Source organism: Ochrobactrum sp. CGA5 (assembly GCF_006345815.1).
Lineage (GTDB): Bacteria > Pseudomonadota > Alphaproteobacteria > Rhizobiales > Rhizobiaceae > Brucella.
The window spans coordinates 54499-77817 of the sequence record NZ_VCIG01000008.1; the positions used below are offsets into that span (position 1 = coordinate 54499).

Below are 23319 nucleotides of genomic sequence, written 5' to 3' on the forward strand. Positions count from 1 at the left end.
AAAAAGGTAAAAGCCCAATCGCTGGAGAAGAATTCTAAAACTTCAAACGTTCAGTCCACTGGCAAAGGGTCTCGATAGAGGTATGATGATATGAATCCAACGTCCGGAGGTAGCTCAATGAGCCGATTGCATACAGAAAACCACCTCGTATCTCGGATCGGATGGCTTCGCGCAGCGGTACTCGGCGCCAATGATGGCATTGTCTCAACGGCGAGCCTCATTATGGGCGTCGCATCTGCTTCAACGGGAACAACACAGATAATGGTCGCTGGCATCGCGGGCCTTGTCGCAGGCGCGATGTCCATGGCGGCGGGTGAGTATGTTTCCGTCAGCTCTCAATCCGATACGGAGTTGGCAGATCTTGCCAGAGAACGCAGGGAACTCGAATCTCAGCCCGAAGCAGAGCTCGATGAATTGATGCAAGCCTATATTGATCGCGGCCTAACTTCGGAATTGGCGCGGGAGGTGGCAATACAGCTGACCTCACGCGATGCTCTGGAGGCACATGCCCGTGACGAACTGGGAATTGTCGAACACATGGAAGCACGGCCTGTGCAAGCAGCACTGACCTCAGCGGCCACGTTCTCGATTGGGGCCGCCCTACCCTTGCTGATGGCGTTCATCGCGCCTCCCTCGATCTTGCTTTATGCGGTTGCTATCTCTTCCTTGCTGTTTCTAGCTTTACTAGGCGCAATCGGCGCCAAGGCGGGAGGAGCTAATATGCTTAAGGCAACCGTTCGCGTCACTTTTTGGGGCGCATTGGCCATGGCAATCACGGCTGGTATTGGGGCCCTAGTCGGCACAGCGGTCTGACCGTCGATCTGAGTTTATAGGGAATCCATATGTAAAGAAGAATTACTGTAGTCGGTCAGAGGCAGGGCTCTATAATTTGCTCATTCTATAGGTCGGGGAGACTATGAAGATGCGGTTCTCGGTTGAAGATCGATTAAAAACAATCCTGCTGATTTTTGCCTTGTGTGGACTTGTGATGGGGCTCGGCTTGCACTTTTCCGGCTACTTCTCGGGAGCACGGATAATCTGGGCAATCGCCACTTTGCCAGTGCTGGGATCTTTGCTCGTCGAGATTCTCCGGAGTTTATGCCGAAAGGAGTTTGGGCTAGATATCGTCGCCGCGATGTCTATGTCGGCCGCACTGGCATTTGGGGAAATGCTGGCGGCTTCGATTGTCGCCCTCATGTATACTGGCGGAGCCTTTCTTGAGAGCTTTGCAGAGGGACGAGCACGCCGTGAGATGCATGCTTTGCTGTCCCGTGCGCCGCGAACGACAATGCGTTATATCGATGACCATCTCGAAGAGATTGCCGTCGAAACTATTCGTCCGGGTGACCGCCTTCTGATCCGTCAGGGAGACGTCATCCCCGTCGACGGAAGTATCACTTCCGTAAAAGCTTTCGTAAACATGTCTGCTTTGACGGGAGAGTCACTTCCGATTTCGCTTACATCCGGAGCCGATGCTTTGAGCGGATCAGTAAATGCTGGCGATGCCTTCGATATTGTTGCCAGACACGAAGCAAAAGATAGCACCTACGCTGGCATTGTTCGGCTCGTGGAAGAGGCCCAGCATTCGAAAGCCCCGATGTCTAGGCTAGCAGACCAATGGTCTATCGGCTTTCTGATAGTGACCGTCTTAATCGCCTTCGGCGCGTGGTTTTTCACGGGAGACCCGATTAGGTCGGTCGCCGTTCTCGTCGTGGCGACACCATGTCCTCTCATCTTGGCGGTGCCAGTCGCTCTTGTTGCGGGACTATCGCGCGCCGCTCATTTCGGCGTGCTGGTAAAGGGTGCTCGTCCATTAGAGAACATGGCTCGTATCAACACGTTAGTGCTGGACAAGACTGGAACACTGACAGATGGCCGCCCACAAATTACTTCAATCAATGCGCAGCCAGGATTGAGCGAAAATGATCTACTGCGTTTCGCCGCCTCCCTTGACCAAGTGTCCAAACATCCGATGGCGCAGGCTCTTGTACTGGCCGCTCAGCGGCGCGGTATAGATCTTGTATTGCCGACCGATGTAAGCGAACTGGCCGGAGATGGCGTGGCGGGCTGGGTCGATCGCAAAAGCGTCGTTGTCGGCGGACATAGCTTCGTTGAGAGACAGGTCAATGCAAAACTGAGTGAAATCCCCCATAGAGAAGCTGGAGCGGCCCTGGTTGCAGTCGCAATAGACGCCAGGATTGCGGGCTATATCATCATGGCCGATCCCTTGCGCGGCGAAGTTGTCGATACGTTACGGGGATTGCGTAAGGACGGCGTAAAGCGAATAGTGCTGGCGACAGGTGATCGTGCTGCAGTGGCCAAACGCATCGCCAAGGGCTTGGGGCTCGATGCCGTCTACTCGGAGCTTTCACCCGATCAAAAGGTGCTGACCGTGCTCAGCGAGCGTAAGAACGGCCCCGTGATGATGGTCGGAGACGGGGTCAACGACGCGCCCGCACTTGCAGCGGCTGATGTTGGCGTTGCCATGGGTGCGAGGGGAGCGGCAGCCTCGGCAGAAGCGGCCGATGTCGTTCTCCTCGTAGATAGAATAGATAGACTCCGCGCCGGGATTGAAATTGCCAAGCGGTCAAGGCGCATTGCTGTCGAAAGTGTAGTGGTTGGGATTGGTCTTTCTGTAATCGCCATGATCGCAGCCGCGTTCGGTTATCTAAAACCTGTTCAGGGTGCATTGCTCCAGGAGCTGATTGACGTCGCTGTCATCCTCAATGCGCTTCGGGCGTTGAGAATCTCCCCCAAGATCGGCTAAAGGGCGTCGTGGTACACCAGAATTTGAACTGGTGAATAAGTCACCTACAGCTTCGCACCGAATTGTCGTTCCTGCAGCACGCAATAAGAACAGAACATTGAAGCTTAACCGCCTTGCCAGTACCGCGCCGGTCTTCGAACCAAGCACCATTAGCGCTGTTGCCCATGCATCCGCTTCGGCACAGGTACGTGTCACGATGGTGACTGACGCCGGAGGCTCCATCACGGGAGCACCGCGAAGTGGGTCCATGGTGTGCGACAGGCGGTAATCGTTGACATTAATCCAATGCCGATAATCGCCCGACGTGGCGACCGACGCATCCTGAAGAGCCAAAACCGAGTGGGCTGCGCGACGATCATAGTCAGGAGCCTCAACTGCAATCGACCAAGGACTCCCATCTGGCCGCAACCCGAGCGCCCGCATCTCCCCATCGATTCCGACGAGGCTGGACGAAATCCCGAAAGACAGTAATGTCTCCGCCAGACGATCCACGCCATATCCCTTGGCAATTCCATTGAGATCAAGCGTGATGGGAGCCGACTTTCGCACCATTCCCAGCTCGACGTCCAGTTCCAGAACGTCATGGGCTGGTCGGCGCTCGCGCTCGAGCGCTGCTCGCATCTGCTCAGGGACCGCCTCTGACGCCCCGAAACCCCAGGCGCTTACGGCATCCCCCATGCCGATATCAAACGCGCCGCCCGATGCACGGCCAATGTCGAGCGCAAGGCGCAAAACGTCCAGCAGTTGCTGCGGCACCTTTATCCAGTGTCCCACCGGCGCGGCGTTCACCTGCATTAGATTACTTTCCGGCTTCCATGTTGACATCTGCATGTCCACCGCGTCCACTGCCGCCTGAAGTGCGGCCCGAACGGATTGTGGATCGAACCCCGCTGCTTGGTAAAACAACGTTGACCAACGTGTACCCATGGTAGGCCCGCTCAAAGCGTGACGTTGCATCTCAGTAGACGTCTTCGACATAACGTCCCTCCGCCCTGAGTTTGGCCAATGTCAGCCCCGTGGAACCCAGAATATCGGCGAGAACCAACGAGACTCCGTTGGCCATATCGCGTCCGCCACATACCATGATCCGCGCCCCCTCCTGAATCAGCCGAGTGACGTCATCGGCTTCTTCCCGAAGAGCATGCTGCACATAGCGCGGCATTTTCCCGCGTGAACAACAGGAGCTAATGTGCGCAACTTGCCCCTTCTGCTTCCATTCACGGAGTTCGTCGCCAAAGAAAAAATCGCTATTCGTCCGGCGCATTCCAAAGAACAAATGGATCGGGCGATGTCGCGTATTGGCACGGATAAAACCCGCCAAAGGTGCGATTCCGGTTCCCGCGCCGATCAAAATCAGGGGCATGTGTGTCCGATCGTCTGCATGGAAACCGGGATTGCGGCGCAGGAAAGCGCTGATCGTATCCCCGGGCTCCAGTTCCAGGAGCTGGCAAGAGCATAGCCCACCCGGATGTTTTCTCACGACGATCTCGACAAAGCCGTCGTTGCGTCCAGTAGCCAGCGAGTAGAATCGGGGCACGGTCGATCCCGAAGGAACGATGGCGATCAGATCGCCGGCCACAAAGCGCCCGAGTCCGTGGCCAAGCACTTGCCGCCAGAAGGAAAGCTTTGGCAAGGCAAAGCGCAAGATTGCTGCGGGTGCCTGTACTGCCGCGCCATAATCACGGCGCGACACAAGCGTGAGCGGGACGGCGGTGGGTTGAACGACCTGATGCGTGAGTTCAAGATTTATGGTCATCGCAGTACCGAGTGTCTTCCCCCATCGGGCAAAAGCCTGCGGCGACTGGCGGTCGACCGTCTCAAAGGGAATGAGCATTTTCCACCCGGCGGCCTGAGCTGTCTCCGTTACCGCCCGCGCGAAAGCGCAGTAGGCAGGAAAGCTACTGTCGCCGAACCCGAGCACAACCAGCGGAATTGTCGGATCCGCTACCTGAGGTGAGAGCCGTTCAAGGAACCCCTTGGCCGAAGCGGGCCCATCGCCATAGGTAGCGGCCAAAATGATAATGCGCCGGGCCTGCCGATAACGGCCTGGATCAAAGGCTGACATTGGCGCAGCGTGAACCGTCTGGCCAGAATTGGACAGCGCCGCATGCAATGTTGCGGCAAAACCCCATGTGCTACCGCCTTCACTGCCGACGAGAATGATCGTCTCCGCCCGTCCCGCGGCAACATTTTCGCGAATGCGCGGCCGTCCGCGACGCCCGTCGAACCAGAGAACAACGCCCGTGCCCGCCATGACTGGTACACCAAGAGCCGCCAGGCCAAGGATCAGCGCCAGAACAGAAGCCCCCCTTCCCGTATGGAGCATATAAATGGTTTCCGACAGACGTTGCCATCCGGTCAGGCCGCTCCAGCCGAGAAGAGCGCCCGTGCCCTGATCGATATAGCCGGTGCCCCGATCGGTCTTAAGGGTGAGAATCTCCATCGGGTTGGATGGATCGGCGAATGACAGGCTGCGCATTTCCGCAACCGATATCTGCCGCAGCGGTTCCATCGTCGCCGGAAGCGCTCCAGTCTGGCCGCTTGCCTCAGTCTGCATGACCGGCGAAACCGCACTATCAGGCAACAGATCGAAGGTGGAGGCCATCATCCACAAAGCCGTGGCCGAGGAAAGCAGCAGGCCTGCGACGGCCAGTCGGGCGACCTCGACATGCAGACGCCCGGAGAGCGGGCCACGCAGGCGCGAGAAGATTGCTGACGCTTTGAGCAAACTGCCCGCGGACAGGTTTCCGAATGTGTTTCCTCAGCCGCATCTTCATCGCGGGCAGACGGCATCGTTCTGTGACACGAGAGGAGCACAAACCGCCCGTTTCAGCGGGTCGACCATATGGAACAGAAAGAAGAACCGCGTGGAGAGTACTTTTGGCCGCGCTTGGCACACAGGTAAGCGGTTTATTGGGCTTGCGATTTGATTTACGTCAAGACCTGTAAATGAATTCCTGCCTATAATTTAAACATGGATGATGTTCGCCTTCTTGCTCTTGCCGCGAAACTGGCCGAAAAGGCTGGGATGGCGATACTTGCCATCCGGGCCCGCGATTACAAGTTTGCTGAAAAACCCGATCATTCTCCGGTAACGGATGCCGATATCGTTTCTCAGTACGTGATCCTTGAAGGGCTCAAGTCAGCAACACCCGGTATACCGGTTATCTCCGAGGAGTTTCCTGCGAAGGGGATCGGGCCGGTACCGAACGTCTTCTGGTTGGTAGATCTTTGGACGGCACACGGGAATTTGCCGCTGGCCTTGACGAGTTTGTCGTTAATATCGGTCTTTTTAGAGGCCATAAGGTAGTACTGGGAGCCGTGGCAGCAGCGGCCAAAGGCGAAGTGTTTACTGGCATGGTGGGACGTGGAGCATGGAAGCGGTCAAAGGGAAGGGAGAAACCTATTCACGTCAACAATAGTCCTTCGGATGGGGTTATCGTTTTGACCAGTCGTCATGACGCCGATGATCCTCGCCTTCCTTCGATGCTCGCCAAGCGCAAGGTCGCAAATACGATCAAAATGGGTTCCGGTCTCAAATTCTGCTGGATCGCCGAAGGTAGAGCCGATCTATATGTGCGCCCTGGCCGTACGATGGAGTGGGACACGGCTGGTCCACAGGCCGTCCTTGAGGGCGCAGGCGGCATTGTGCTGACAGCGGATCGCAAGCCTTTGATTTACGTCAAGCCAGGCTGGGAGAACCCCTCTTTTATATGCGTGAGACAAGAGTTGCTGACAACCATAAGCATCCGAAATGACGAACCTTCCCGCGATGAATAGAATTTTGAGGAAGGGGACCGTGTTTGTCCCAGCCCTGGATCGGGAGATCCTATAACGTAGGAGGGACAGCTTCAAAACTGTCCGAAATATGGTGGGGAAGTCCATTCATTTTGTTTGGCCGGAGTCAATGGCCCCGCCTGCGATAACGCTAAACTTTAAAATAGGCGCGGAAAATATAAAAAATATCAGCGGGATCAGTTTGCAGGATGTCGGACGCATGGAGTGCTGGCAGCTACAATTGTTGGAGAGAGGTTCATGGGTATTTCAAACCAAACTGATGCAATCGCCTTGTTGACCGATGTCGGCAAGCCCGGAGTTTCCGAATCTGTCGAGATCATCGACACGCATATTTCCCGGATCATTCTTGCTGGCGACCGCGCCTTCAAGATCAAGCGCGCTGTCAAGCTACCCTATGCTGACTTCTCGACGCCTGAATTGCGACTGGCAGCGTGCCTGAAGGAAGTCGAATTCAACTCCGTCACGGCGCCGGGGCTCTATCTGGGTGTCAGGCGCATTGTGCGCAATATTCAAGGTCGGCTTGTGCTGGATGGAGACGGAGAACTGGTCGAAGCAGTGATCGAGATGAAACGCTTCGACCAGTCTCTTCTGCTTGATCGCATGGCCGCGGTCGGAAAGTTGACCGCCGAACTGATGACTCAGACTGCGCGCATGATCGCCCGTTTTCACTCCCAAGCCCCGGTTGTGCATAGCGGCAGCGGCTCCGAAAATCTCGCGAGCGTACTCGACATCAACAAGGCTGGCTTTGCCACCAGCCACTGCTTCCGCGAAGAGGAAGTTAATATTCTAGACGGCGTGTTCCGGGAGACGCTTTCGCAGCACACCGATCTTCTGAACCAACGTGAGGTGGGCGGCAAGGTGCGACGCTGCCACGGCGACTTGCATCTGCGTAACATCTGCTTTCTCGACGGTCAGCCCTGCCTGTTCGATTGCATAGAATTCAACGACCAGATCGCGACGGTGGACGTGCTCTACGACTTGGCCTTTCTGCTTATGGACCTGCGTCACCGTGGTTTCCCAGAACTCGCAAATCTGATGATGAACCGGTATCTAGATGAGACGGACAACGAGGACGGTTTTGTCCTCCTGCCTTTCCTTATGGCCATGAGGGCCGCAGTGCGCGCCCATGTCACCGGCACGCAAATCGAGGAAAGCGGCGATCTGTCGGGTTGCCTGCGCGCCGAAGCCCGTGCCTATTTCGACCTTGCCATGGAATTGCTCGAGAAGCGCCCTCCCCGCCTCATCGCCATTGGCGGGCTCAGCGGTTCGGGCAAAACCACGATCGCCGAGGCGCTCGCCGCCCATATCGGAGCGCCGCCGGGAGCCCGCATCGTGGAGAGTGACCGCATCCGCAAGGCACTGCACGGAGTGCCGTCGGAAACGCGCCTGCCGGAGGAGGCGTATCGGCCGGAAGTCTCCGACCGAGTATATGGTGAAATGGTATGGCGTGCAGAACTCATCCTCGCCGGGGGTGGAACCGTCCTCGCGGATGCCGTCTTCGATAGACCGGCGGATCGCACCCGTATCGAAAAAGTCGCGATGAACCAGCATGTGCCATTCCTCGGCATCTGGCTGGATGTCTCTCCCGACGTGCTGTGGCGCCGCGTCGACCAACGGCGTGGCGGCCCGTCTGATGCAACGGTCGACATCCTCTCTCGACAGCTGAAAAGGAATGCAGGTGAGATTACTTGGCGCCGCTTCGATGCCGGCCGAAGCCCCGCCGATATCCTATCCGGCATCCTGTCCGTGCCGATCAACTGACATTCATCGGACATCGGATCGAGTTTACGGCACAACAACCACTGGGCAGGGAGCCAGGCTCACCAGCTTCTGCGAACCACTGCCAAGCAAAAGGCGCAGGCTAGCCTGCCACGTCCCCTCCGCCCCACAACGATGGCATCAACATTCCCGCGAGAGGCCATTTCGAGGATCACCTCCGCCGGATCGCCCCAGCTCGTCCGCGCTTCAACAGCGGTGATTCCTGTTTTTGTCGCGATGTCCCTTGCCTGACAAAGCACCCGTGTCGCAAATCCCTCGACGGCATCTGCGAGGCTTCCTTCGCTTCCTGCAAACTGTTCCATGTCCTTCGTGATGCCTCCTTCAACGGTGACTATCGACAATTTTCCGCGTAAAACCTGCGCCAAGTGCGCAGCCACCTCGGCGGCGCGCTGGGCGCTTTCCGAACCGTCGGTCGCCAGGAGATTATGCGGCATCGAAATTGCTCCACTCTTGATCACACGCCCTCGTCTAAGACGTATAGTTCACCAACACGATTCTATCAGATACCAAGTGCCGCAATGGTCGCCTCGAGATCTTGCCGACACACCTTCGTCAGGTCTTTTGCGAGTTCAGCAACTACGGTCTGCTCGAGAGCTGGCGAAAACTTCCTGCGGAGTGTGCCCAGCATTCGCGGTTCCGCGATGGTCGCCGGCCGTTCGAATTCACGAGCGCGGAGACGTCGCTCAAATTCTTCGACAAGCGTGTCGCCGAACCGCGCCTCCTGATGCTTTTCCGGCGCACAATTCGCGCACGCGCCCCATCCGCTATTAGCACCCAACTCGTCTTCGCTTTCATGGCTTACACGCACTGCCATCGTTCCAGTACCATTTTCACACATGATCCCGACTAAGGTTCCTGCCCGACGGGCTGTCATTCACACGACTTCCACTGCTGAAGCAGTAGGACCAGGGGTACCATCGTGCTCGGAGAACCGGTTCCCTGCCTTGCGACAGCAAGGTCCACTCCATGTCCGATATCATGCTCTAGCGGCGGAAGAACGCTCGCGTCCATCCCGGGCGAGGATGAAACCAAAGCCTTCCTACTGCATGAGCCGGGCGATTGTGCCCCGCAATGCTCCGAGATGCGGCTTTACGCGGCTGCCGTTGTTCTTGCGAACGATATCTCAACTTTCGCTGCGCAGCATCGAAGCTACCCCGAACGGCAAGACAGGCATCTCTATGGGCATCATCGTCCTGCCGGGTTTTGCTAGCAACTATCGTCTTCCCGGGCGCGATGACATCCAACTGCACACGGTAGTTCCTGCCTTGGTATCCGTGCCAGTGCTGGGCCTTGACTACGACGGTGCCAGACGTACCCCGGACTTCAAAGTAACCGAGGCGGGCGAGTCACTCCTTGGCCGCCTCTTACACGAATGACGAGAATTTCATCCACGGGGATGGATCTATGGCTCAATCTGCATCTTGTTTCCATTTCTGCCTCAGATTTTGATGCATTCTGAAACGAGAACGCGAGCAACGCTTTGATCCGTGTCAATGCGCGCGCGGCATTGGTGTCCATTATAACGATGACGAGGCAGGAGATTTGATGATGGCGGGCAAACTAGCTTCCCGCGCCGGGTTCTATTCGCTAGAGGAAATTCGGTTTCTACGCGATATTGTCCAGACCGGCGCACGTAGTAACGACATTCAGCTGCATAGCGTGCAGGCTGAAGTCATGGCGCGTCGTGTTTTGGACGCTTACGAAAATGGTATCCATAGCAGCGACGCATTGGTCAACGTCGCTATGGAAAACCCATCGACGGCGCAATCGTATCCGTTCGACAGACTCTCTCGGCCTGGAACACGGAAACTACGGCACAGGGAGAGAAAATGATCATCCGCACCCATTATTAGACATCGGTCCGTTGCTTTCTTTTTACGCACTACAGCATCATAACAGACGCTGGGGAACGGGGCGTACCGGTTCATAATCAACAGCCCAATTTCACAAAGCGACTGAATGCCGCTAAGCATCCAAGTTTCTGATTGACAGTCCCATTATATCCAATATTCTAGATATATGGAAGATGAAGACGTAATTATGGCGCTGGCCGCTCTGGCCCAACCGACCCGACTGGATACATTCCGGAGGTTGGTGCAACACGAACCTACGGGTATTCCTGCTGGTGAACTGGCGCGCATGCTGGATGTACCGCAGAATACGATGTCTGCACATCTGGCGATATTATCTCGCGCTGGACTTATAAAAGGTGAACGTCAGAGCCGTTCGATTATCTATCGCGCCGACCTCGACCGTTTTCGCGAACTGACCCTTTTCATGATCAAAGACTGTTGCGGCGGTAGTGCTGAACTCTGCGAACCTCTCATACAAAGCCTAACACCCTGTTGCGAACCGAAAGCGACTACACAATAACACGAGACCGACGAATTCGGCCTTCCACCAAACGGACTGATACAATGACAGCTAGGGTTTATAGCGTGCTCAGCTTGAGCACGGGTAACGTCGTGCGTTCAATTTTGAGCAAGGCAACCTGGAATGTGGAGAATAACTGATGTCCATATTCGAACGATATCTGACTGTCTGGGTGGCTCTTTGCATTGTCGCTGGCGTAGCTCTGGGGCACTTCTTTCCGACAGTATTCCATGCAATCGGATCTGCTGAAGTCGCCAGGGTCAATATTCCGGTTGCTATTCTCATCTGGCTTATGATCATCCCCATGTTGCTGAAGATCGATTTCAACGCATTGAGACAGGTCCCTGAGCACTGGCGTGGCATTGGCGTCACGCTCTTTATCAATTGGGCCGTCAAACCATTCTCTATGGCACTTCTCGGTTGGCTATTTATCGGCTGGCTGTTTCGCCCTTATCTGCCTGCAGACCAGATCGATTCCTACATTGCTGGTCTGATTATTCTGGCGGCCGCCCCTTGCACAGCAATGGTGTTCGTCTGGTCCAACTTGACCAAGGGCGAGCCGCATTTCACGCTATCCCAGGTCGCCTTGAACGACGCGATCATGGCTGTGGCATTTGCCCCTATCGTCGGGCTACTGCTCGGACTGTCGGCAATTACTGTCCCGTGGGACACGCTCGTTCTGTCGGTTGTCCTCTATATCGTCATTCCGGTGATTATCGCGCAAATCCTGCGCAGAAGTATTCTCGCCAGCGGTGGACAACGAGCTTTCGATGCAATGCTCAGAACACTACAGCCGCTGTCCCTGATTGCGCTGTTGGCGACACTTGTTCTGCTCTTCGGATTTCAAGGAGAGCAGATCATCGCACAGCCCATGATCATTGCGATGCTGGCCGTCCCGATCCTCATCCAGGTCTATTTCAACTCTGGCCTCGCCTATCTGTTGAATCGAATTTCAGGCGAGCAACATTGCGTTGCTGGTCCGTCAGCTTTGATTGGCGCATCCAACTTCTTCGAGCTGGCAGTAGCAGCAGCAATCAGCCTATTCGGCTTCTCATCTGGCGCGGCGCTCGCAACAGTGGTTGGCGTTCTTGTTGAAGTGCCCGTCATGCTCTCGGTCGTCAGGATCGTGAACCGCTCAAAGGGGTGGTACGAACGCGGTGCCAATCAAAAGCCAGTCACCGAAACAGGAAAACTCTGATGTCTGTTACGATTTATCACAATCCGAACTGTGGGACCTCTCGCAACACATTGGCGATAATCCGCGCCAGCGGCGAAGAGCCTGTCGTCATTGAATATGTGCAAAATCCGCCATCGCGAGAACGACTGGTCGAACTGCTCACTGCAATGCAGATGTCGCCTCGCCAACTCCTTCGCGAGAAAGGCACACCGTATGCCGAGTTGGGATTGTCCGATCCCAACTGGACCGATGACGAACTGGTCAACTTCATGATGACGCATCCTATCCTGATCAATCGTCCAATCGTGGAAGCGCCGCTTGGCACCAAACTGTGCCGTCCGTCAGAACTGGTTCTCGACATTCTGGAAAACCCGGTGTCGTCATTCACCAAAGAGGACGGAGAAGTCATCACCTATGAAAGAAAGTCGCGCTGACATGGACCTGCCGAACCTCGATCAGAATTCCTTCGCATTGCCCAACCTGGATGCACTACGCGCCGACTTTCCAAAGCATAAGCCTCGTATCCTTTTGCTCTATGGCTCACTTCGTGATCGTTCCTATAGTCGGTTTCTGACGCTGGAAGCGCAGCGTCTGCTCGATGCGATGGGCGCTGAAACGCGTGTCTTTCATGCCAACGGTCTTCCCTTGCCAGACGACGGTTCGGCAGAGCATCCGAAGGTTCAGGAATTGCGTGAGGCAATGCTTTGGTCAGAAGGGCAAGTCTGGACCAGTCCAGAACGTCATGGAGCCATGAGCGCCGTCATGAAATCGCAGATCGACTGGATTCCTTTGCCGGGCGGAGCAATTCGTCCGACGCAGGGCCGAACTCTGGCATTGATGCAGGTTTCAGGGGGATCGCAGAGCTTCAACGCTGTCAATCAGATGCGCATTCTGGGGCGTTGGATGCGAATGATCACCATTCCAAACCAGTCATCCGTCGCAAAGGCATGGCAGGAATTTGACGACGCTGGACGGATGAAACCTTCATCGTTCTATGATCGCGTGATCGATGTGATGGAAGAACTAATGAAGTTTACACTTCTGACACGGGGCATCTCGTATCACCTCACAGACCGATATAGCGAGCGCAAGGAAGAAGCGGTCAAACTCGAAAAGCGTGTTTCGTTGAAATCAATATGAGCGCTGAACGGTTTCCCATTGCGGCCATTGCCGGTCTCGGACTGACCCAGAATATCGGTTACGGCACTTTATATTGTTCCTTCAGTATTCTCGCGCCATCCATGGCGCGGGACTTCTCCGTTTCCAACGAATGGATTTTCGGAGCGCTGTCGGTTGCTCTGCTAGCCGGGGGCTTTCTGGCTCCCTGGTTAGGCAAATGGATTGATCGTTACGGCGCAGGTCGCATGATGACGACAGGCTCGATACTGGCGCCATCTCTCTCGTACTGTGTTCGTTTTCTCCAAATGCCTTGGCGTTTGCAGGCGCGCTGACGATCATCGAAATCGCCGCTAATCTCGTCCAGTATGGAGCAGCTTTTGCATTATTGGTGCAATTAGCGCAAAATGTTGCCCAGCGTAGCATTACCTATCTGACACTGATTGCAGGCTTTGCCTCGACAATTTTCTGGCCCATCACAACAACGCTTCAGCACTGGCTCACCTGGCAACAGACCTATTTGCTGTTCGCTTGCCTTCATTTGTTTCTCTGCGTGCCGCTACACTTTTTGCTCGCGCGTTCTATTGCAAAGAGTGGTCGGAAGCGATCAACGAATGGAACAGTCACAACCGCCTGTTCAGGTGATCTGCCTGCCCATCAACGGCGCAGAGGTTTCGTGCTGGTTCTCGTGGCATTCTCGACGCAGGCTCTCGTTGCAGCGGCCATTCTGGTCCATATGGTGCCGATGTTGGGCGCACTCGGTCTTGCACGTTCTGCAGCTTTTATTGGCGCGATATTCGGACCTTCTCAGGTAGCCAGCCGCCTGATCAACATGCTCGGTGGCAAAAACCTCGCTCCGATCAGTCTGGCAGTAATCTCTGCCTCCTTGATGGTGCTAGCCCTCATTGTTCTGCTGTTGGGCGCTCCGTCCATCATTGCGGCGATGATGTTTGCCTGTCTTTTTGGTTTTGGAAACGGTCTCTTCAGCATTGTTTCCGGAACCTTGCCTTTGTCACTGTTCGGAAGTGACGGCTATGGTGCCATGCAGGGCAAGATCATGTCAGCCAGACTAATCGTGTCTGCGACTGCACCATTCGCGATGGCTTCCGGTATAGCGAATTTTGGTGCGAGCTGGAGTCTCTCAATTTTGGCTCTTTCTTCCGTGCTAGGTGTCGCGATGCTCACAGCGCTGAAGTTGCTTCGCTAATGTCAGCTTTCAATCAGTCGCAGTTGGCAGCGAGATGACGGAAATGAAAGCGCACAGCAGCCATCTGCGGCTTTGATTGCCAGTCAAGATTCAGAGCTTACACCTCATTGGAAACACTGTCCCTCGTCTGCCCTTGCTGGAGAGTTGCAACATCACATTTTAGCTATATCGCACCACGACGTTTTGTAGCATGCATCGTATTCGGCGTCTGAAGCATCGATGGCTCTGCTCAATCGTACTGTTCATGTATTTGCTGGACCGGATCGTTATAGGTATCCAAGTCAATAGCAACCGGCTATCTGCGTCACACACTGCATAAAGCCCATACGGTTGGTTGACCGGCGTCGATGGCAATCCGCTCTGACCTACTATCAAGGTTTAAAGCCTCGCACAGAAAGCGCTTCGCCGCTTGTAGGTCGCGATTTCTGCTAAAATAGCATTCGACGATGTCACCACTGATGTCAATGGCACGATATAGATACGTCCACTCGTCTTTATAGGTTGCATGCAGGTTCCGTTGGCGCGGGACCGAGCTTTTCTACGATTAAAGCGCTCAAGCAGCTTGGGGCTGAATTGCAAGACCCCGCGATGCTAAGTCGAGTGAGCTACAGCAATGCCGCGCTCGGCCATCATCTCCTTCAGGTTGCGCAGGCTCAGATTATAAACCAGATTCCATTGCACGCACTGAAGGATGATGAGTCTATCGAAATGACGGCCTTTGAACATCGATAATTTTCTGCTGACGAAAAGCCAAAAGGTTACAACTGCAGTCCTTGACAGAATGTTTGCAACACAACCCCTCGGATGCGTTCCTTCAATTGATCTGCATCAAGGCGGCAATCAGTTAATGAAAATACTTTCAATCCTGTTTCAGGAGTAGTTCGTTGCCCAGGGCTGTTTGTTCCCAAGGCGTGGCCGGGGAAAAATTGCCATGAAGGTTTCGCCTACAAGCTCGGACAATACACATGGAAACTGAAACTGAGCTGACTCAAACCACAAAGCCGCTAGAAGAACAGTTCGGCGGTCCGCCGGAGGTACTCAAGGCGGCGACTGACAAGGATCTCACTTTTATCGCTGACTTGTCCCCGTTTAACTGTTGTCGGTGGATGCTGTCAGCCCCGACCGGTCTATCGAGCGGCGAAGCTAACGAGCGACTGCGTCGCTTCGGCCCGAATATCGTCAGCAAGGAGCGGAGGGCAACCATCCTCCAGGAAATCTGGGGCCGCCTGAAGAATCCATTGAATGGACTGTTGCTCACACTGGCAGTCGTTTCCTACTTCCTGGGCGACGTGCACGCCGCCGTGGTCATCGTCGTCATGGTTTTGCTAGCGGTCGCTACGGCGTTCATCCAGGAACACCGGTCCAACGAAGCCGCGACACGCTTGCGCGCGATGGTCCACACGCGCGCGAGCGTGAGACGCACTCCATCCCGAAACGGCGATGAATTCGATGAGATGCCTATGGAATCTCTCGTTCCAGGGGACATTGTCCGCTTGTCCGCCGGAGACATGATCCCAGCTGACTTGAGACTGATCGAGACAAAAGACCTCTTCGTCAATCAATCAGCTCTTACGGGCGAGGCTATGCCAGTAGAAAAGTCCGCCGATGCCGATTCCGCGACTAACGCCGAACCGTTCGATATTTCCAATCTCTGCTTCATGGGCGCCAACGTCGTTTCCGGGTATGGCACGGGCGTGATCCTTCGAACTGGCTCTTCGACTTTCTTCGGCCAGATTGCGGACGAACTGGCAGGCAAAGAGGTGCCGAGTGCATTCGACAGGGGTGTAGTGCGGTTCACCTGGATGATGATCCGGTTCATTCTGGTCATGGGACCGGCTGTCTTCCTAATTAATGGGTTGTGTCGCAAATTTTCCATCAGGTTAAAAGCAGCCTGATCTTCAGACGCAATTATGCTGCGAGCTCCGCAAAGACTTTAAATGGCGAGCGGTTGTCATTTGCGAACTGCTTCTTACGGATCATATGTGCCACTTCTATGCCCGCGATTGTCGCTGCGGCTGAATGAAACGCCTTAAAGCCCATCATCGGTTTGGTAATTCGCTTGATAAACCGGTGATCCTGCTCAAGGATGTTGTTGAGATATTTAACCTGCAGGATTTCAATCATTTTGCTGTGACCGGTGATTTTCAGGATTGTGTTTACAGCTTGTGCTCCGGCCAGATTGGCTCCGCTTTTATCAATGACAATTTTGTCTGGAACACCGTTGGCTGCGATGGCTTTCTTGAAGAAACGCCGTGCTGCAGCCAGATTCCGGCGTTCGGAGAGCATGAAATCCAGTGTTTGGCCATCTCGGTCAACGGCTCGGTACAGATAGGTCCATTGACCACGAACCTTGATATAGGTCTCGTCAACACGCCAGGAACGGGCCGTGGGTCGCTTGCGCGATTGCGCCTGGGCAGCGATCAGCGGTGAGTACCGGACAACCCATCGGTTCAAGGTCGCATGATCCACAGCAATGCCGCGTTCTGCCAGAATTTCCTGAAGGTCACGATAGGAAACCGGGTAACGCACGTAAAAGAAGACTGCATGCAGGATGATACTTTTTGGAAAATGGGTACCTTTGAAAGCGACCGTCATTCGCATTCGCCTCACTCAATTATGCGCACTGACGCTCACATAGCTCAGCAGAAGTGAAAATTTTGCGACACAGCCGAAGAACTTGGACTTGCACGGGCATATCGCCCCAAAGTTGCAGAAATATATTGATCGCCTCCGGGTTGCACGGTTGCGTCAGCCTCCGAACTCGCGGCGATCAACTATAAAAGGCCTGGCTACGCGCAGCCACAAAGAACGAACCCGACAACTTTCTCGCAGCGAATGTCCGCATTCGCGATAAGATTAGGATGCTGGGACGGCGCGTTCCTCAATGCGCGGTCGGCAGTCCGCTACTATTCAATGGGCTCGAAGTAGGCGTGGCAGTGATCCTTGACGCTTACGACAATGTCCCGAAGCGGAATATCAAGGACCTGTACGTAGCCATTACAAAAGGATCGAGGAAACGCGTGGTGTGTTCGGCAATCTCCCTAGTTGCGCGCCCTACGATCCGAAACGCGCTCGAAGACGCAATTCGATTGGTGCTCTACCTTTCAGGGTCTAAGGTTCACATCACTTCACGGCATAAAGGGCGATATTGCCGATGAGAGGCGGTAATGGCAGCGAATCTTGACTGGTACTCTGGATAGAGACTGGCCAAATCATATAAGACGAATAAGCCAGTTGTCTTAATCGGCGCTAATGTTCCAGCGTATCCAGGATATTTGCATAGGCTGAACTGAGCATAATAATGGTCGCTTGATCATAAACATGAAAATCCGCTTCATGCAGAATTTCGGTATCAAAGCTATCATGCCATGGCGAAGCATTTGTTACGATTACTGGTGCTTCGATCTCGTCAAACTGGTCGGCCGTGATATCAATGATGATGTCGTCCTGTTTTATCCATGCATGGGAGTGTCTGCCATCTGCTTCGCCCCGCATTCCGCTTACATAATCCCAAGCGCCCGCTCCTTGTTGCTTCAGATAAAAACCGAGCAACAACGATGTATCGCCACAGGCACCTGCAGGAAAAACTCTGAACTGAATGGGTAACTTGCCTCGATCAGTTTCTTCGATTGCGCGCCTGAAACGTGTGGCGATCGCTTTTAGCTCGTCCATAGTTTGACCTCCGGGCTTCGAAAAATAAATCGATTTGTTAGAGAGATCGTATGCGCGGCACTATGAGCTTTTTACCAGCCCAAGAAACTCCCCGATATTCATCAGCCATTCCTGCTGATCGGTATGATAGGTGGTGTGAATGCTTTTTGGCAGGATGAGTTGCAGGGACTGCACCTGCATCTCATTGGTCTGTGTTCTGGAGATTGACGGTTCAAGCGTTAGCAGATGTTTCTCTGAAATCCTGTTTGCTTCAGCCAGCACCTGTCGCCAGCGGTCTTTACAGGTGGTCTTGACTGCCAGCATGCGAAGGTTTTCTGTGGGGAAGGCGGGGTTCGCATAGGATGCTTCGTCGGGAAACAGAAAATCGGCTGCATTGCGTTTCTCGGTGGTTGCTTCACGCTTGTAGGCAATCTTGTGTGCTTTCAGCACGGCTTCCACATGATGAGCGAAAGCATAGCCAGCGCGTGACTTTCGCCGATTCTGAACACTTAATGAAAACGACAGAAAGCCATCGACGTCTGCATCACCATTTTGCAGGAAGCCTGCTTTCAGCCGCTCGGCCACGACAACGCGCTCCATGTGACGGAAAAGCGCTTCCTCGTGCTCCATCCATGCGGTGAGGGCGCTGTCAGGATCTGCAAGCGGATCGACATCTTTCAGCGTTTTGCGGGCGAATTCTGAAAACTTAGCTGTTCCGGGAAATATGTTGCCAAAGCGGGTAATCAGCAGACTGAGCGCATCCGGTTCTGGTTCTTCAGTTTCAATACCAAGCTCATCAAGAATAAACTTTGCGGCCAGATCGATGTCACGGCCGCCATCATTGCTGATATCCTGTTGAGAGAGCTTGAAATCAGCTGTGAGCTGTAATCCGAACAGCCAGAGAAGTTTCTGTTCAATCGAGCTTCCGGAAGGGCACAAAATCGCCAGGACTTTGCGCTCCGCCGTCATGCAGAGGAATAGTGTGTCGCCTGCTTTTGCGCGGTAAACAACGCTTTCTGCAGCTGCCGGATAAAAGAGGCGATATTCCGGGGAGCGATGTTTTTGTCTCTTACGGCTGTTGTACCACGTGCCCGTCAGTTCCAGTCGCAGTGGTTCGTCCTGCTCGTCATCCATCCAGATATAGGTGAGGGGGATTTTTTCTTTCTCGTCCGGTGTCCCTACAAAGGCACGAAAAATATCGACCCCCTGAAACTCATGCCCGTTGGAGACAGCCGGATCGACTTCGGTACCGCGAAGAACCTTTGCACCAGCACCGATAAAATAGCCCGATAGATAACCCCGTCCAGCCACGTTCAGTCTGCCCCCGTTATCCGCCTAAATCTGTACGCCGCGAATCTCTATTTCCCTGTCGTCAGTCAAAAGCCACCGGCTCAGACTGTCAACAACGTCGGCCGGTGATCTGCGGGCTTTACCCTTCAGCGCGCATTCCCAGATGAGCGCAATACGCCAATCAGAATTTCTCAGTTCTGTAAGATTGCGCTCATCACGGGCGACATTGTCACCAATCTTCTCACGCCAGAACTCTTCGCGTGTGGCAGGCCAGTGAAACATATGGCAATCATGCCCATGCCAGAAACAGCCATTGATAAATATCACTGCACGATATTTTGCCAGCACCAGATCAGGCTTTCCCGGAAGTTCCTTTGCATGCAGACGATAGCGGAAACCGCAGGCATGCAATCCTTTGCGGATGATCAGTTCCGGCTTTGTGTTGGTGGCGCGTATCGCAGCCATATTGCGGCTGCGCGTCGCTTTGTCATGAACGTCAGCCAACCTTACGTGCCGGTATTCTGCTTTGCGCAATAAGATCCAGTATATGTGGCTGCATAATCCGTGCAACCTCGGCAAAGACCGGGACGGCGACCGAATTGCCGAACTGCTTATAGGCCTGGGTGTCAGACACAGGTATGCGGAAGTCATCATCATATCCCATGAGCCGCGCACATTCACGCGGTGTCAGGCGGCGCGGGCTTTTGCCTTTGCCACGGCTGATGAGAATTTCTGATCCGTCCTTATAGTAGCGGGCTGAAAGCGTGCGTGCGATGTCTTCAGGGCCAACAAGACCAAAACCGAAGCCATTGCCCTTCGCTTTGTGCTTAGCGGCGTAGTTCTGCAGATATTGCCAGAGCTTGTCGGTCAGAATGTATTTCTTATTGACCTCAGCAGAGGCGCCTACCGTAAATTCTGCTTCCGGCTGTTCGGTGCCATCTTCGGGGTGCAGAATTTCCTTAAGCCGTCTCGCGCCATAGGCCGGTAGTTCAAGCGCATCAAAGCTGAAATCCACCGGTGTACGAAAGCCGACAATGACAATACGCTCTCTGTGCTGTGGCACGAAATGCCCGGCATCGATCACGCAGGTATGAATTGAGTAGCCAAGCTCTTCTTCGAGCTTACGCCGGATCACGCTAAATGTCCGGCCCTTGTCGTGGCTCTTCAGGTTCTTCACATTCTCCAGTAGAAATGCTGACGGACGATGATGCTTGAGAATACGCAGAACATCAAAAAACAGCGTTCCCTGTGTTTCATCGTCAAAGCCGTGCGCGCGACCCAGAGCATTTTTCTTGGAAACGCCAGCAATCGAGAAGGGCTGGCAGGGAAAGCCTGCGACAAGCACATCATGGTCGGGTACCTCATCAGCTGACACTTCCCGTATATCACCAGCAATTGGGCGGTTATCACGGTAATTGGCGTGGTAGGTTTTCTGGGCATACTTATCCCATTCGGACGTGAATACACAGCGGCCGCCAGCACTTTCCATAGCGCGCCGTAATCCGCCAATACCTGCGAAGAGATCGATAAAGGTGAACGAACTATCGCCCGATGGCTGATGACGTTTTTCCGCTTCACTGCGTAAAACATTCACAACCGCTTTTCGTGGGGTTTCCTCGCCGCGTCGCCAGCGATAGATATGCCCCTCAGAATAGCCGAGAATCTCTGCAGCGTCTGCAACTGACAGCCCGGATTGCTGAAGAAGACTGTCGAATTCGGTCTGCATGTTCGTGCTCCGCTTAGCATATTCCCTGGGAATATTCCTGACATGAGGTCAGCAAATCACCCGCATTATGCGAACATAAAGAAAACTTTTGCTTAATGCCATCATCGCTGGCGCTTAACTGTGTGGATATCATTACGACGCAGGAAGGCGAATTTTCTCTCAGGTTGTGTTAAGAGAGCGACTGTGTGCAGCACCGCTCCCATAAGACGACGAATGTCAGGCGCTGTTCTCATTCACACTTCCATCCAGACCTGATTGAGTATCTTAGCGGCCAGCGCGGCCTTATCCTGGGGCAAAAATCTCCCGTAGTGGCTCGCCATCATGTCCGGCGTATCCTGGATTGCACAGCTCGCCTGTTCGTAGGAGCCAGTCTGCTTCAAGATATGAGTGGCCAGGACGTCCCGGACGTTGTGCGGACCATGGGGGAGCAATCCCCTTATCGCGCCTCGGTCGGTATAAGGATTATAGATACCGTATCGCTGGATTGTGAGCCGCCACGCTTCGTAAAATGTCGTTTGGTCATAGGCTGCATCCTTGCTGTTTGTTTTTACAGTTTTGACAAATAGAGTGCCCGGATCGCGGGCATTTCTCAACAAGACCGCCCGGTGCCGTTCAATGTAATCATTCAGGAATTTATAGAGGTCGAGCAGGTCGGGTAAAATCAGACGAAACGGCTTCGCACCAAAGAAAGACGAATTTGCATTCTTGAACGCATTGGAAGGAATGAGCACTTCCCAGCCCTGTTCACGGTCGCTCCAACGGATTTCTCCGCGCTTCATATCTTCAAGACGTCGCTCCGGTGTCGGGAAATTTCCACGGGGGCAAATAAGGAGCTGTCGCAAGTTCTTTTGACGCAAGCCGAGATGCAATCCAAGCCGGAGCATCAGGAACGAGCGAACCGCTTCTGCCGCTGGGACCGGATAGCGGTTTTCATCAGGTAATCGTTTAATTATCTCGTCCGTGATTTTTCGATATTCAGCAAGTGGACTATCGGCTTCCAAAACGCACATTATCGGTTCGAACGGATCCCGGTGAACCCGCATCACACGCTGGATTTCTCTGGAGCGATGTGTTGCATGTTTAAAGCACTCCGCACATGCGCCGTGCCAATCCTGCTGTGCAAAATTGATTTCTTCCGCTGTCACCAATCCTGGAACAGGCTGCAGTCCCTTTGCTAATTCAGCATGTTGCCACATCCAACCGGTTTCCGGGCGTGTCATGCCGAGTATTGCGCTCAGCATGTCCTGCTCCCACGATGTGTAAAAGCCGCGGCGCTTTTCTCGCCACTGAAGGTACCAGTCCCAGATTCCGGGAAAGACGAGCAAACCGAACGTTATTTTCCGCAGAGGAATGCCGCGTCCCTTGACTTCACTATCTGGAGAAGCAGCAAGGGCGCCGAATAAAAGTCCAAGATGCTCAACCTTTTGAGACGCAGTTTCTTCTCCCCAAACACCATTTCTCTGAAAACCGACTGATGTCAGGGTTGCTGTCTTAAACCGCACAAGGTTGGCCATCTCCATTGCCAGGCGGGGAGGGGCGTCTACAACGCCGGCGAGCAGATCGGGATCTTCGATAAAATCATCTTCATCCACACTGCCTTCGAAATCCAAAGTTTCCGATCTGGTGCGTGGTGACAATACTGCGCCATAAGAAATTCCAGGGAACCGGATCGCATATCTCTGTTTGGACGCCTTCCTCTGAAACTGGCGATAATCAGTTGAGCCCGATATGATTACACGCCGGACCCATTCGAGGATCTCTTCTCGTTTGCTAAAGGAAAGCTGATTAAAGTCGTCTGGCAAATGCCAGACGATGCGCCGCCGTTCGGCGGCACTAACATCGCTGCCGAGGTCGTGACCGTATATTGATCGTGCCTGATGAGGCAGTCTGGATTTAAAATAACTCTCAGGAAGACGATATCGCTTTTCTATTCTCGTAAGTACATCGAAGCTATCGGCAGAGCGTGGCGTCTTCGTTCCATTCGCCCAATTCGATATTGTGCGGATGTCGAAAATCTCATGCTGTTTTATAATTGCGCGGTGGAGGCGCCAGTAAGTCTCACCGAACCTGCGCATATGATAATTCAAGGCCTGCTGGAAAGTTTGCGGATCTTCGGTCCACGCAAACAGCGGTTCCGGAAACTCCTCAACAAGATCCGCCGACGCTAAACTGGACGACTTTGGGCGAACAGGAATTCTCCCAGAGGCCGGGGCACGGTCCGGCTTTGGCAAACGCAGGGCGGGGCGACGATCCTGTATCTTATGTTTTGAGGCAATCTGATAGGCTTGGGGTGAATAGCCCCTAGATTTGTAGACGCCTTCTCCCCTAAATCTGAGGCAGGAGGCCTACATGGGCAAAGGCAATTTCACGGAAGAGTTCAAGCGCGACGCGGTGCGTCAGATCACCGAGCGTGGCTATCCGGTAGCGGAGGTCTC

23 protein-coding genes and 2 pseudogenes are annotated in these 23319 nt (G+C 54.1%); 14 read left to right on the plus strand and 11 right to left on the minus strand.

What is annotated here, in order from left to right; translation table 11 throughout:
* The first annotated feature begins 117 nt into the window (after nucleotides 1-117).
* Together FJQ48_RS09520 and FJQ48_RS09525 are read left to right on the plus strand one after the other, a co-directional pair.
* Entirely contained in the window at nucleotides 118-813 is a 696-nt protein-coding gene (locus FJQ48_RS09520) for a VIT family protein (protein WP_011983041.1), read from the plus strand.
* A gap of 109 nt (nucleotides 814-922) precedes the next feature.
* The gene (locus FJQ48_RS09525) at nucleotides 923-2767 is read left to right on the plus strand and encodes a heavy metal translocating P-type ATPase (protein WP_180350166.1); all 1845 of its coding nucleotides are present in this window, start codon (nucleotides 923-925) and stop codon (nucleotides 2765-2767) included.
* A 33-nt stretch (nucleotides 2768-2800) separates the two neighbouring features.
* Here the strand turns inward: FJQ48_RS09525 and FJQ48_RS09530 are convergent.
* Nucleotides 2801-3745, minus strand: a pseudogene (locus FJQ48_RS09530) (FAD:protein FMN transferase); the annotation flags it as partial.
* Nucleotides 3726-5495, minus strand: a complete 1770-nt coding sequence (locus FJQ48_RS09535) for a PepSY domain-containing protein (RefSeq protein WP_247870341.1) — start codon at nucleotides 5493-5495, stop codon at nucleotides 3726-3728. The pseudogene FJQ48_RS09530 and the gene FJQ48_RS09535, both read right to left, overlap by 20 nt.
* A 246-nt stretch (nucleotides 5496-5741) precedes the next feature.
* Between FJQ48_RS09535 and FJQ48_RS22565 the strand changes: the two genes are divergently transcribed.
* The 3 genes from FJQ48_RS22565 (at nucleotide 5742) to FJQ48_RS09545 (ending at nucleotide 8326) form a co-directional block, all read left to right on the plus strand.
* Nucleotides 5742-6077, plus strand: coding sequence for a hypothetical protein (locus tag FJQ48_RS22565; RefSeq protein ID WP_198517462.1), 336 nt, complete (start codon nucleotides 5742-5744; stop codon nucleotides 6075-6077).
* The gene (locus FJQ48_RS09540; RefSeq protein WP_198517460.1) at nucleotides 5999-6547 is read left to right on the plus strand and encodes an inositol monophosphatase family protein; all 549 of its coding nucleotides are present in this window, start codon (nucleotides 5999-6001) and stop codon (nucleotides 6545-6547) included. The genes FJQ48_RS22565 and FJQ48_RS09540 overlap by 79 nt, the downstream gene beginning before the upstream one ends.
* A 255-nt stretch (nucleotides 6548-6802) precedes the next feature.
* The gene (locus FJQ48_RS09545) at nucleotides 6803-8326 is read left to right on the plus strand and encodes a bifunctional aminoglycoside phosphotransferase/ATP-binding protein (protein WP_100651567.1); all 1524 of its coding nucleotides are present in this window, start codon (nucleotides 6803-6805) and stop codon (nucleotides 8324-8326) included.
* Nucleotides 8327-8385: 59 nt separating this feature from the next.
* Here FJQ48_RS09545 and FJQ48_RS09555 read toward each other — a convergent pair whose 3' ends face one another.
* A complete protein-coding gene (locus FJQ48_RS09555; protein ID WP_100651569.1) occupies nucleotides 8386-8778 on the minus strand; it encodes a universal stress protein in 393 nt (130 codons plus the stop codon).
* Nucleotides 8779-8843: 65 nt separating this feature from the next.
* Nucleotides 8844-9218, minus strand: coding sequence for a host attachment protein (locus FJQ48_RS09560; RefSeq protein ID WP_100651571.1), 375 nt, complete (start codon nucleotides 9216-9218; stop codon nucleotides 8844-8846).
* 671 nt (nucleotides 9219-9889) lie between these two features.
* On the opposite strand from FJQ48_RS09560, the gene FJQ48_RS09565 reads away from it, so the two are divergent.
* The 7 genes from FJQ48_RS09565 to arsK all read left to right on the plus strand — a co-directional run bounded on the left by FJQ48_RS09565 (nucleotide 9890) and on the right by arsK (nucleotide 14217).
* On the plus strand, nucleotides 9890-10177 hold the full coding sequence (locus FJQ48_RS09565) for a hypothetical protein (RefSeq protein WP_100651575.1): 288 nt from the start codon (nucleotides 9890-9892) through the stop codon (nucleotides 10175-10177).
* A gap of 186 nt (nucleotides 10178-10363) precedes the next feature.
* Nucleotides 10364-10717: a metalloregulator ArsR/SmtB family transcription factor gene (locus FJQ48_RS09570; RefSeq protein WP_100651577.1), complete on the plus strand. Its 354-nt coding sequence runs from the start codon at nucleotides 10364-10366 to the stop codon at nucleotides 10715-10717.
* Nucleotides 10718-10856: 139 nt separating this feature from the next.
* The gene (gene arsB / locus FJQ48_RS09575) at nucleotides 10857-11915 is read left to right on the plus strand and encodes an ACR3 family arsenite efflux transporter (RefSeq protein ID WP_100651579.1); all 1059 of its coding nucleotides are present in this window, start codon (nucleotides 10857-10859) and stop codon (nucleotides 11913-11915) included.
* Complete coding sequence (gene arsC, locus FJQ48_RS09580) at nucleotides 11915-12328, plus strand: arsenate reductase (glutaredoxin) (protein ID WP_100651581.1); 414 nt, start codon at nucleotides 11915-11917, stop codon at nucleotides 12326-12328. The genes arsB and arsC overlap by 1 nt, the downstream gene beginning before the upstream one ends.
* Entirely contained in the window at nucleotides 12309-13034 is a 726-nt protein-coding gene (gene arsH, locus FJQ48_RS09585; RefSeq protein WP_100651583.1) for an arsenical resistance protein ArsH, read from the plus strand. The genes arsC and arsH overlap by 20 nt, the downstream gene beginning before the upstream one ends.
* The gene (locus FJQ48_RS22900; RefSeq protein WP_313024259.1) at nucleotides 13031-13345 is read left to right on the plus strand and encodes a hypothetical protein; all 315 of its coding nucleotides are present in this window, start codon (nucleotides 13031-13033) and stop codon (nucleotides 13343-13345) included. The genes arsH and FJQ48_RS22900 overlap by 4 nt, the downstream gene beginning before the upstream one ends.
* Nucleotides 13324-14217, plus strand: coding sequence for an arsenite efflux MFS transporter ArsK (gene arsK, locus FJQ48_RS09590; protein WP_313024257.1), 894 nt, complete (start codon nucleotides 13324-13326; stop codon nucleotides 14215-14217). Before FJQ48_RS22900 ends, arsK begins: the two co-directional genes overlap by 22 nt.
* 186 nt (nucleotides 14218-14403) lie before the next feature.
* On the opposite strand, the pseudogene FJQ48_RS22690 reads toward arsK, so the two are convergent.
* Nucleotides 14404-14943 (minus strand): annotated as a pseudogene (locus FJQ48_RS22690) (IS6 family transposase); the annotation flags it as partial.
* A 239-nt stretch (nucleotides 14944-15182) separates the two neighbouring features.
* Here FJQ48_RS22690 and FJQ48_RS09600 point away from each other — a divergent pair.
* Complete coding sequence (locus tag FJQ48_RS09600; RefSeq protein WP_139974904.1) at nucleotides 15183-16112, plus strand: cation-transporting P-type ATPase; 930 nt, start codon at nucleotides 15183-15185, stop codon at nucleotides 16110-16112.
* 13 nt (nucleotides 16113-16125) lie between these two features.
* Here the strand turns inward: FJQ48_RS09600 and FJQ48_RS09605 are convergent, their stop codons facing one another.
* The 6 genes from FJQ48_RS09605 to FJQ48_RS09630 all read right to left on the minus strand — a co-directional run bounded on the left by FJQ48_RS09605 (nucleotide 16126) and on the right by FJQ48_RS09630 (nucleotide 23079).
* Nucleotides 16126-16812, minus strand: a complete 687-nt coding sequence (locus FJQ48_RS09605) for an IS6 family transposase (RefSeq protein ID WP_138787150.1) — start codon at nucleotides 16810-16812, stop codon at nucleotides 16126-16128.
* A 654-nt stretch (nucleotides 16813-17466) separates the two neighbouring features.
* Nucleotides 17467-17889, minus strand: coding sequence for a hypothetical protein (locus FJQ48_RS09610; protein ID WP_139974905.1), 423 nt, complete (start codon nucleotides 17887-17889; stop codon nucleotides 17467-17469).
* Between the two features lie 60 nt (nucleotides 17890-17949).
* The gene (locus tag FJQ48_RS09615; RefSeq protein ID WP_139974906.1) at nucleotides 17950-19179 is read right to left on the minus strand and encodes a type II restriction endonuclease; all 1230 of its coding nucleotides are present in this window, start codon (nucleotides 19177-19179) and stop codon (nucleotides 17950-17952) included.
* Nucleotides 19180-19203: 24 nt separating this feature from the next.
* The gene (locus FJQ48_RS09620; protein WP_247870342.1) at nucleotides 19204-19623 is read right to left on the minus strand and encodes a very short patch repair endonuclease; all 420 of its coding nucleotides are present in this window, start codon (nucleotides 19621-19623) and stop codon (nucleotides 19204-19206) included.
* A 31-nt stretch (nucleotides 19624-19654) separates the two neighbouring features.
* Nucleotides 19655-20884 carry a DNA (cytosine-5-)-methyltransferase gene (gene dcm, locus FJQ48_RS09625; protein ID WP_139974908.1) on the minus strand — a complete coding sequence of 410 codons (1230 nt, stop codon included), beginning with the start codon at nucleotides 20882-20884 and terminating at the stop codon, nucleotides 19655-19657.
* A 233-nt stretch (nucleotides 20885-21117) separates the two neighbouring features.
* The gene (locus tag FJQ48_RS09630) at nucleotides 21118-23079 is read right to left on the minus strand and encodes a hypothetical protein (RefSeq protein ID WP_247870344.1); all 1962 of its coding nucleotides are present in this window, start codon (nucleotides 23077-23079) and stop codon (nucleotides 21118-21120) included.
* Between the two features lie 154 nt (nucleotides 23080-23233).
* Here FJQ48_RS09630 and FJQ48_RS09635 point away from each other — a divergent pair.
* Nucleotides 23234-23319, plus strand: an 86-nt coding sequence (locus FJQ48_RS09635) for a transposase (RefSeq protein ID WP_139974912.1), incomplete at its 3' end; no start/stop codon positions are given.

Bases quoted from the DNA above. Each gene is read 5' to 3' on its own strand.
- arsC (WP_100651581.1), top strand. From the start codon at position 11,915: ATGTCTGTTACGATTTATCACAATCCGAACTGTGGGACCTCTCGCAAC.
- FJQ48_RS09605 (WP_138787150.1), bottom strand. From the start codon at position 16,812: ATGACGGTCGCTTTCAAAGGTACCCATTTTCCAAAAAGTATCATCCTG.
- dcm (WP_139974908.1), bottom strand. From the start codon at position 20,884: ATGCAGACCGAATTCGACAGTCTTCTTCAGCAATCCGGGCTGTCAGTT.
- FJQ48_RS22900 (WP_313024259.1), top strand. From the start codon at position 13,031: ATGAGCGCTGAACGGTTTCCCATTGCGGCCATTGCCGGTCTCGGACTG.
- FJQ48_RS09565 (WP_100651575.1), top strand. From the start codon at position 9,890: ATGATGGCGGGCAAACTAGCTTCCCGCGCCGGGTTCTATTCGCTAGAG.
- FJQ48_RS09555 (WP_100651569.1), bottom strand. From the start codon at position 8,778: ATGCCGCATAATCTCCTGGCGACCGACGGTTCGGAAAGCGCCCAGCGC.
- arsB (WP_100651579.1), top strand. From the start codon at position 10,857: ATGTCCATATTCGAACGATATCTGACTGTCTGGGTGGCTCTTTGCATT.
- FJQ48_RS09600 (WP_139974904.1), top strand. From the start codon at position 15,183: ATGGAAACTGAAACTGAGCTGACTCAAACCACAAAGCCGCTAGAAGAA.
- FJQ48_RS09570 (WP_100651577.1), top strand. From the start codon at position 10,364: ATGGAAGATGAAGACGTAATTATGGCGCTGGCCGCTCTGGCCCAACCG.
- FJQ48_RS09545 (WP_100651567.1), top strand. From the start codon at position 6,803: ATGGGTATTTCAAACCAAACTGATGCAATCGCCTTGTTGACCGATGTC.
- FJQ48_RS22565 (WP_198517462.1), top strand. From the start codon at position 5,742: ATGGATGATGTTCGCCTTCTTGCTCTTGCCGCGAAACTGGCCGAAAAG.
- FJQ48_RS09520 (WP_011983041.1), top strand. From the start codon at position 118: ATGAGCCGATTGCATACAGAAAACCACCTCGTATCTCGGATCGGATGG.
- arsH (WP_100651583.1), top strand. From the start codon at position 12,309: ATGAAAGAAAGTCGCGCTGACATGGACCTGCCGAACCTCGATCAGAAT.
- FJQ48_RS09525 (WP_180350166.1), top strand. From the start codon at position 923: ATGCGGTTCTCGGTTGAAGATCGATTAAAAACAATCCTGCTGATTTTT.
- FJQ48_RS09560 (WP_100651571.1), bottom strand. From the start codon at position 9,218: ATGACAGCCCGTCGGGCAGGAACCTTAGTCGGGATCATGTGTGAAAAT.
- FJQ48_RS09610 (WP_139974905.1), bottom strand. From the start codon at position 17,889: ATGGACGAGCTAAAAGCGATCGCCACACGTTTCAGGCGCGCAATCGAA.
- FJQ48_RS09620 (WP_247870342.1), bottom strand. From the start codon at position 19,623: ATGGCTGCGATACGCGCCACCAACACAAAGCCGGAACTGATCATCCGC.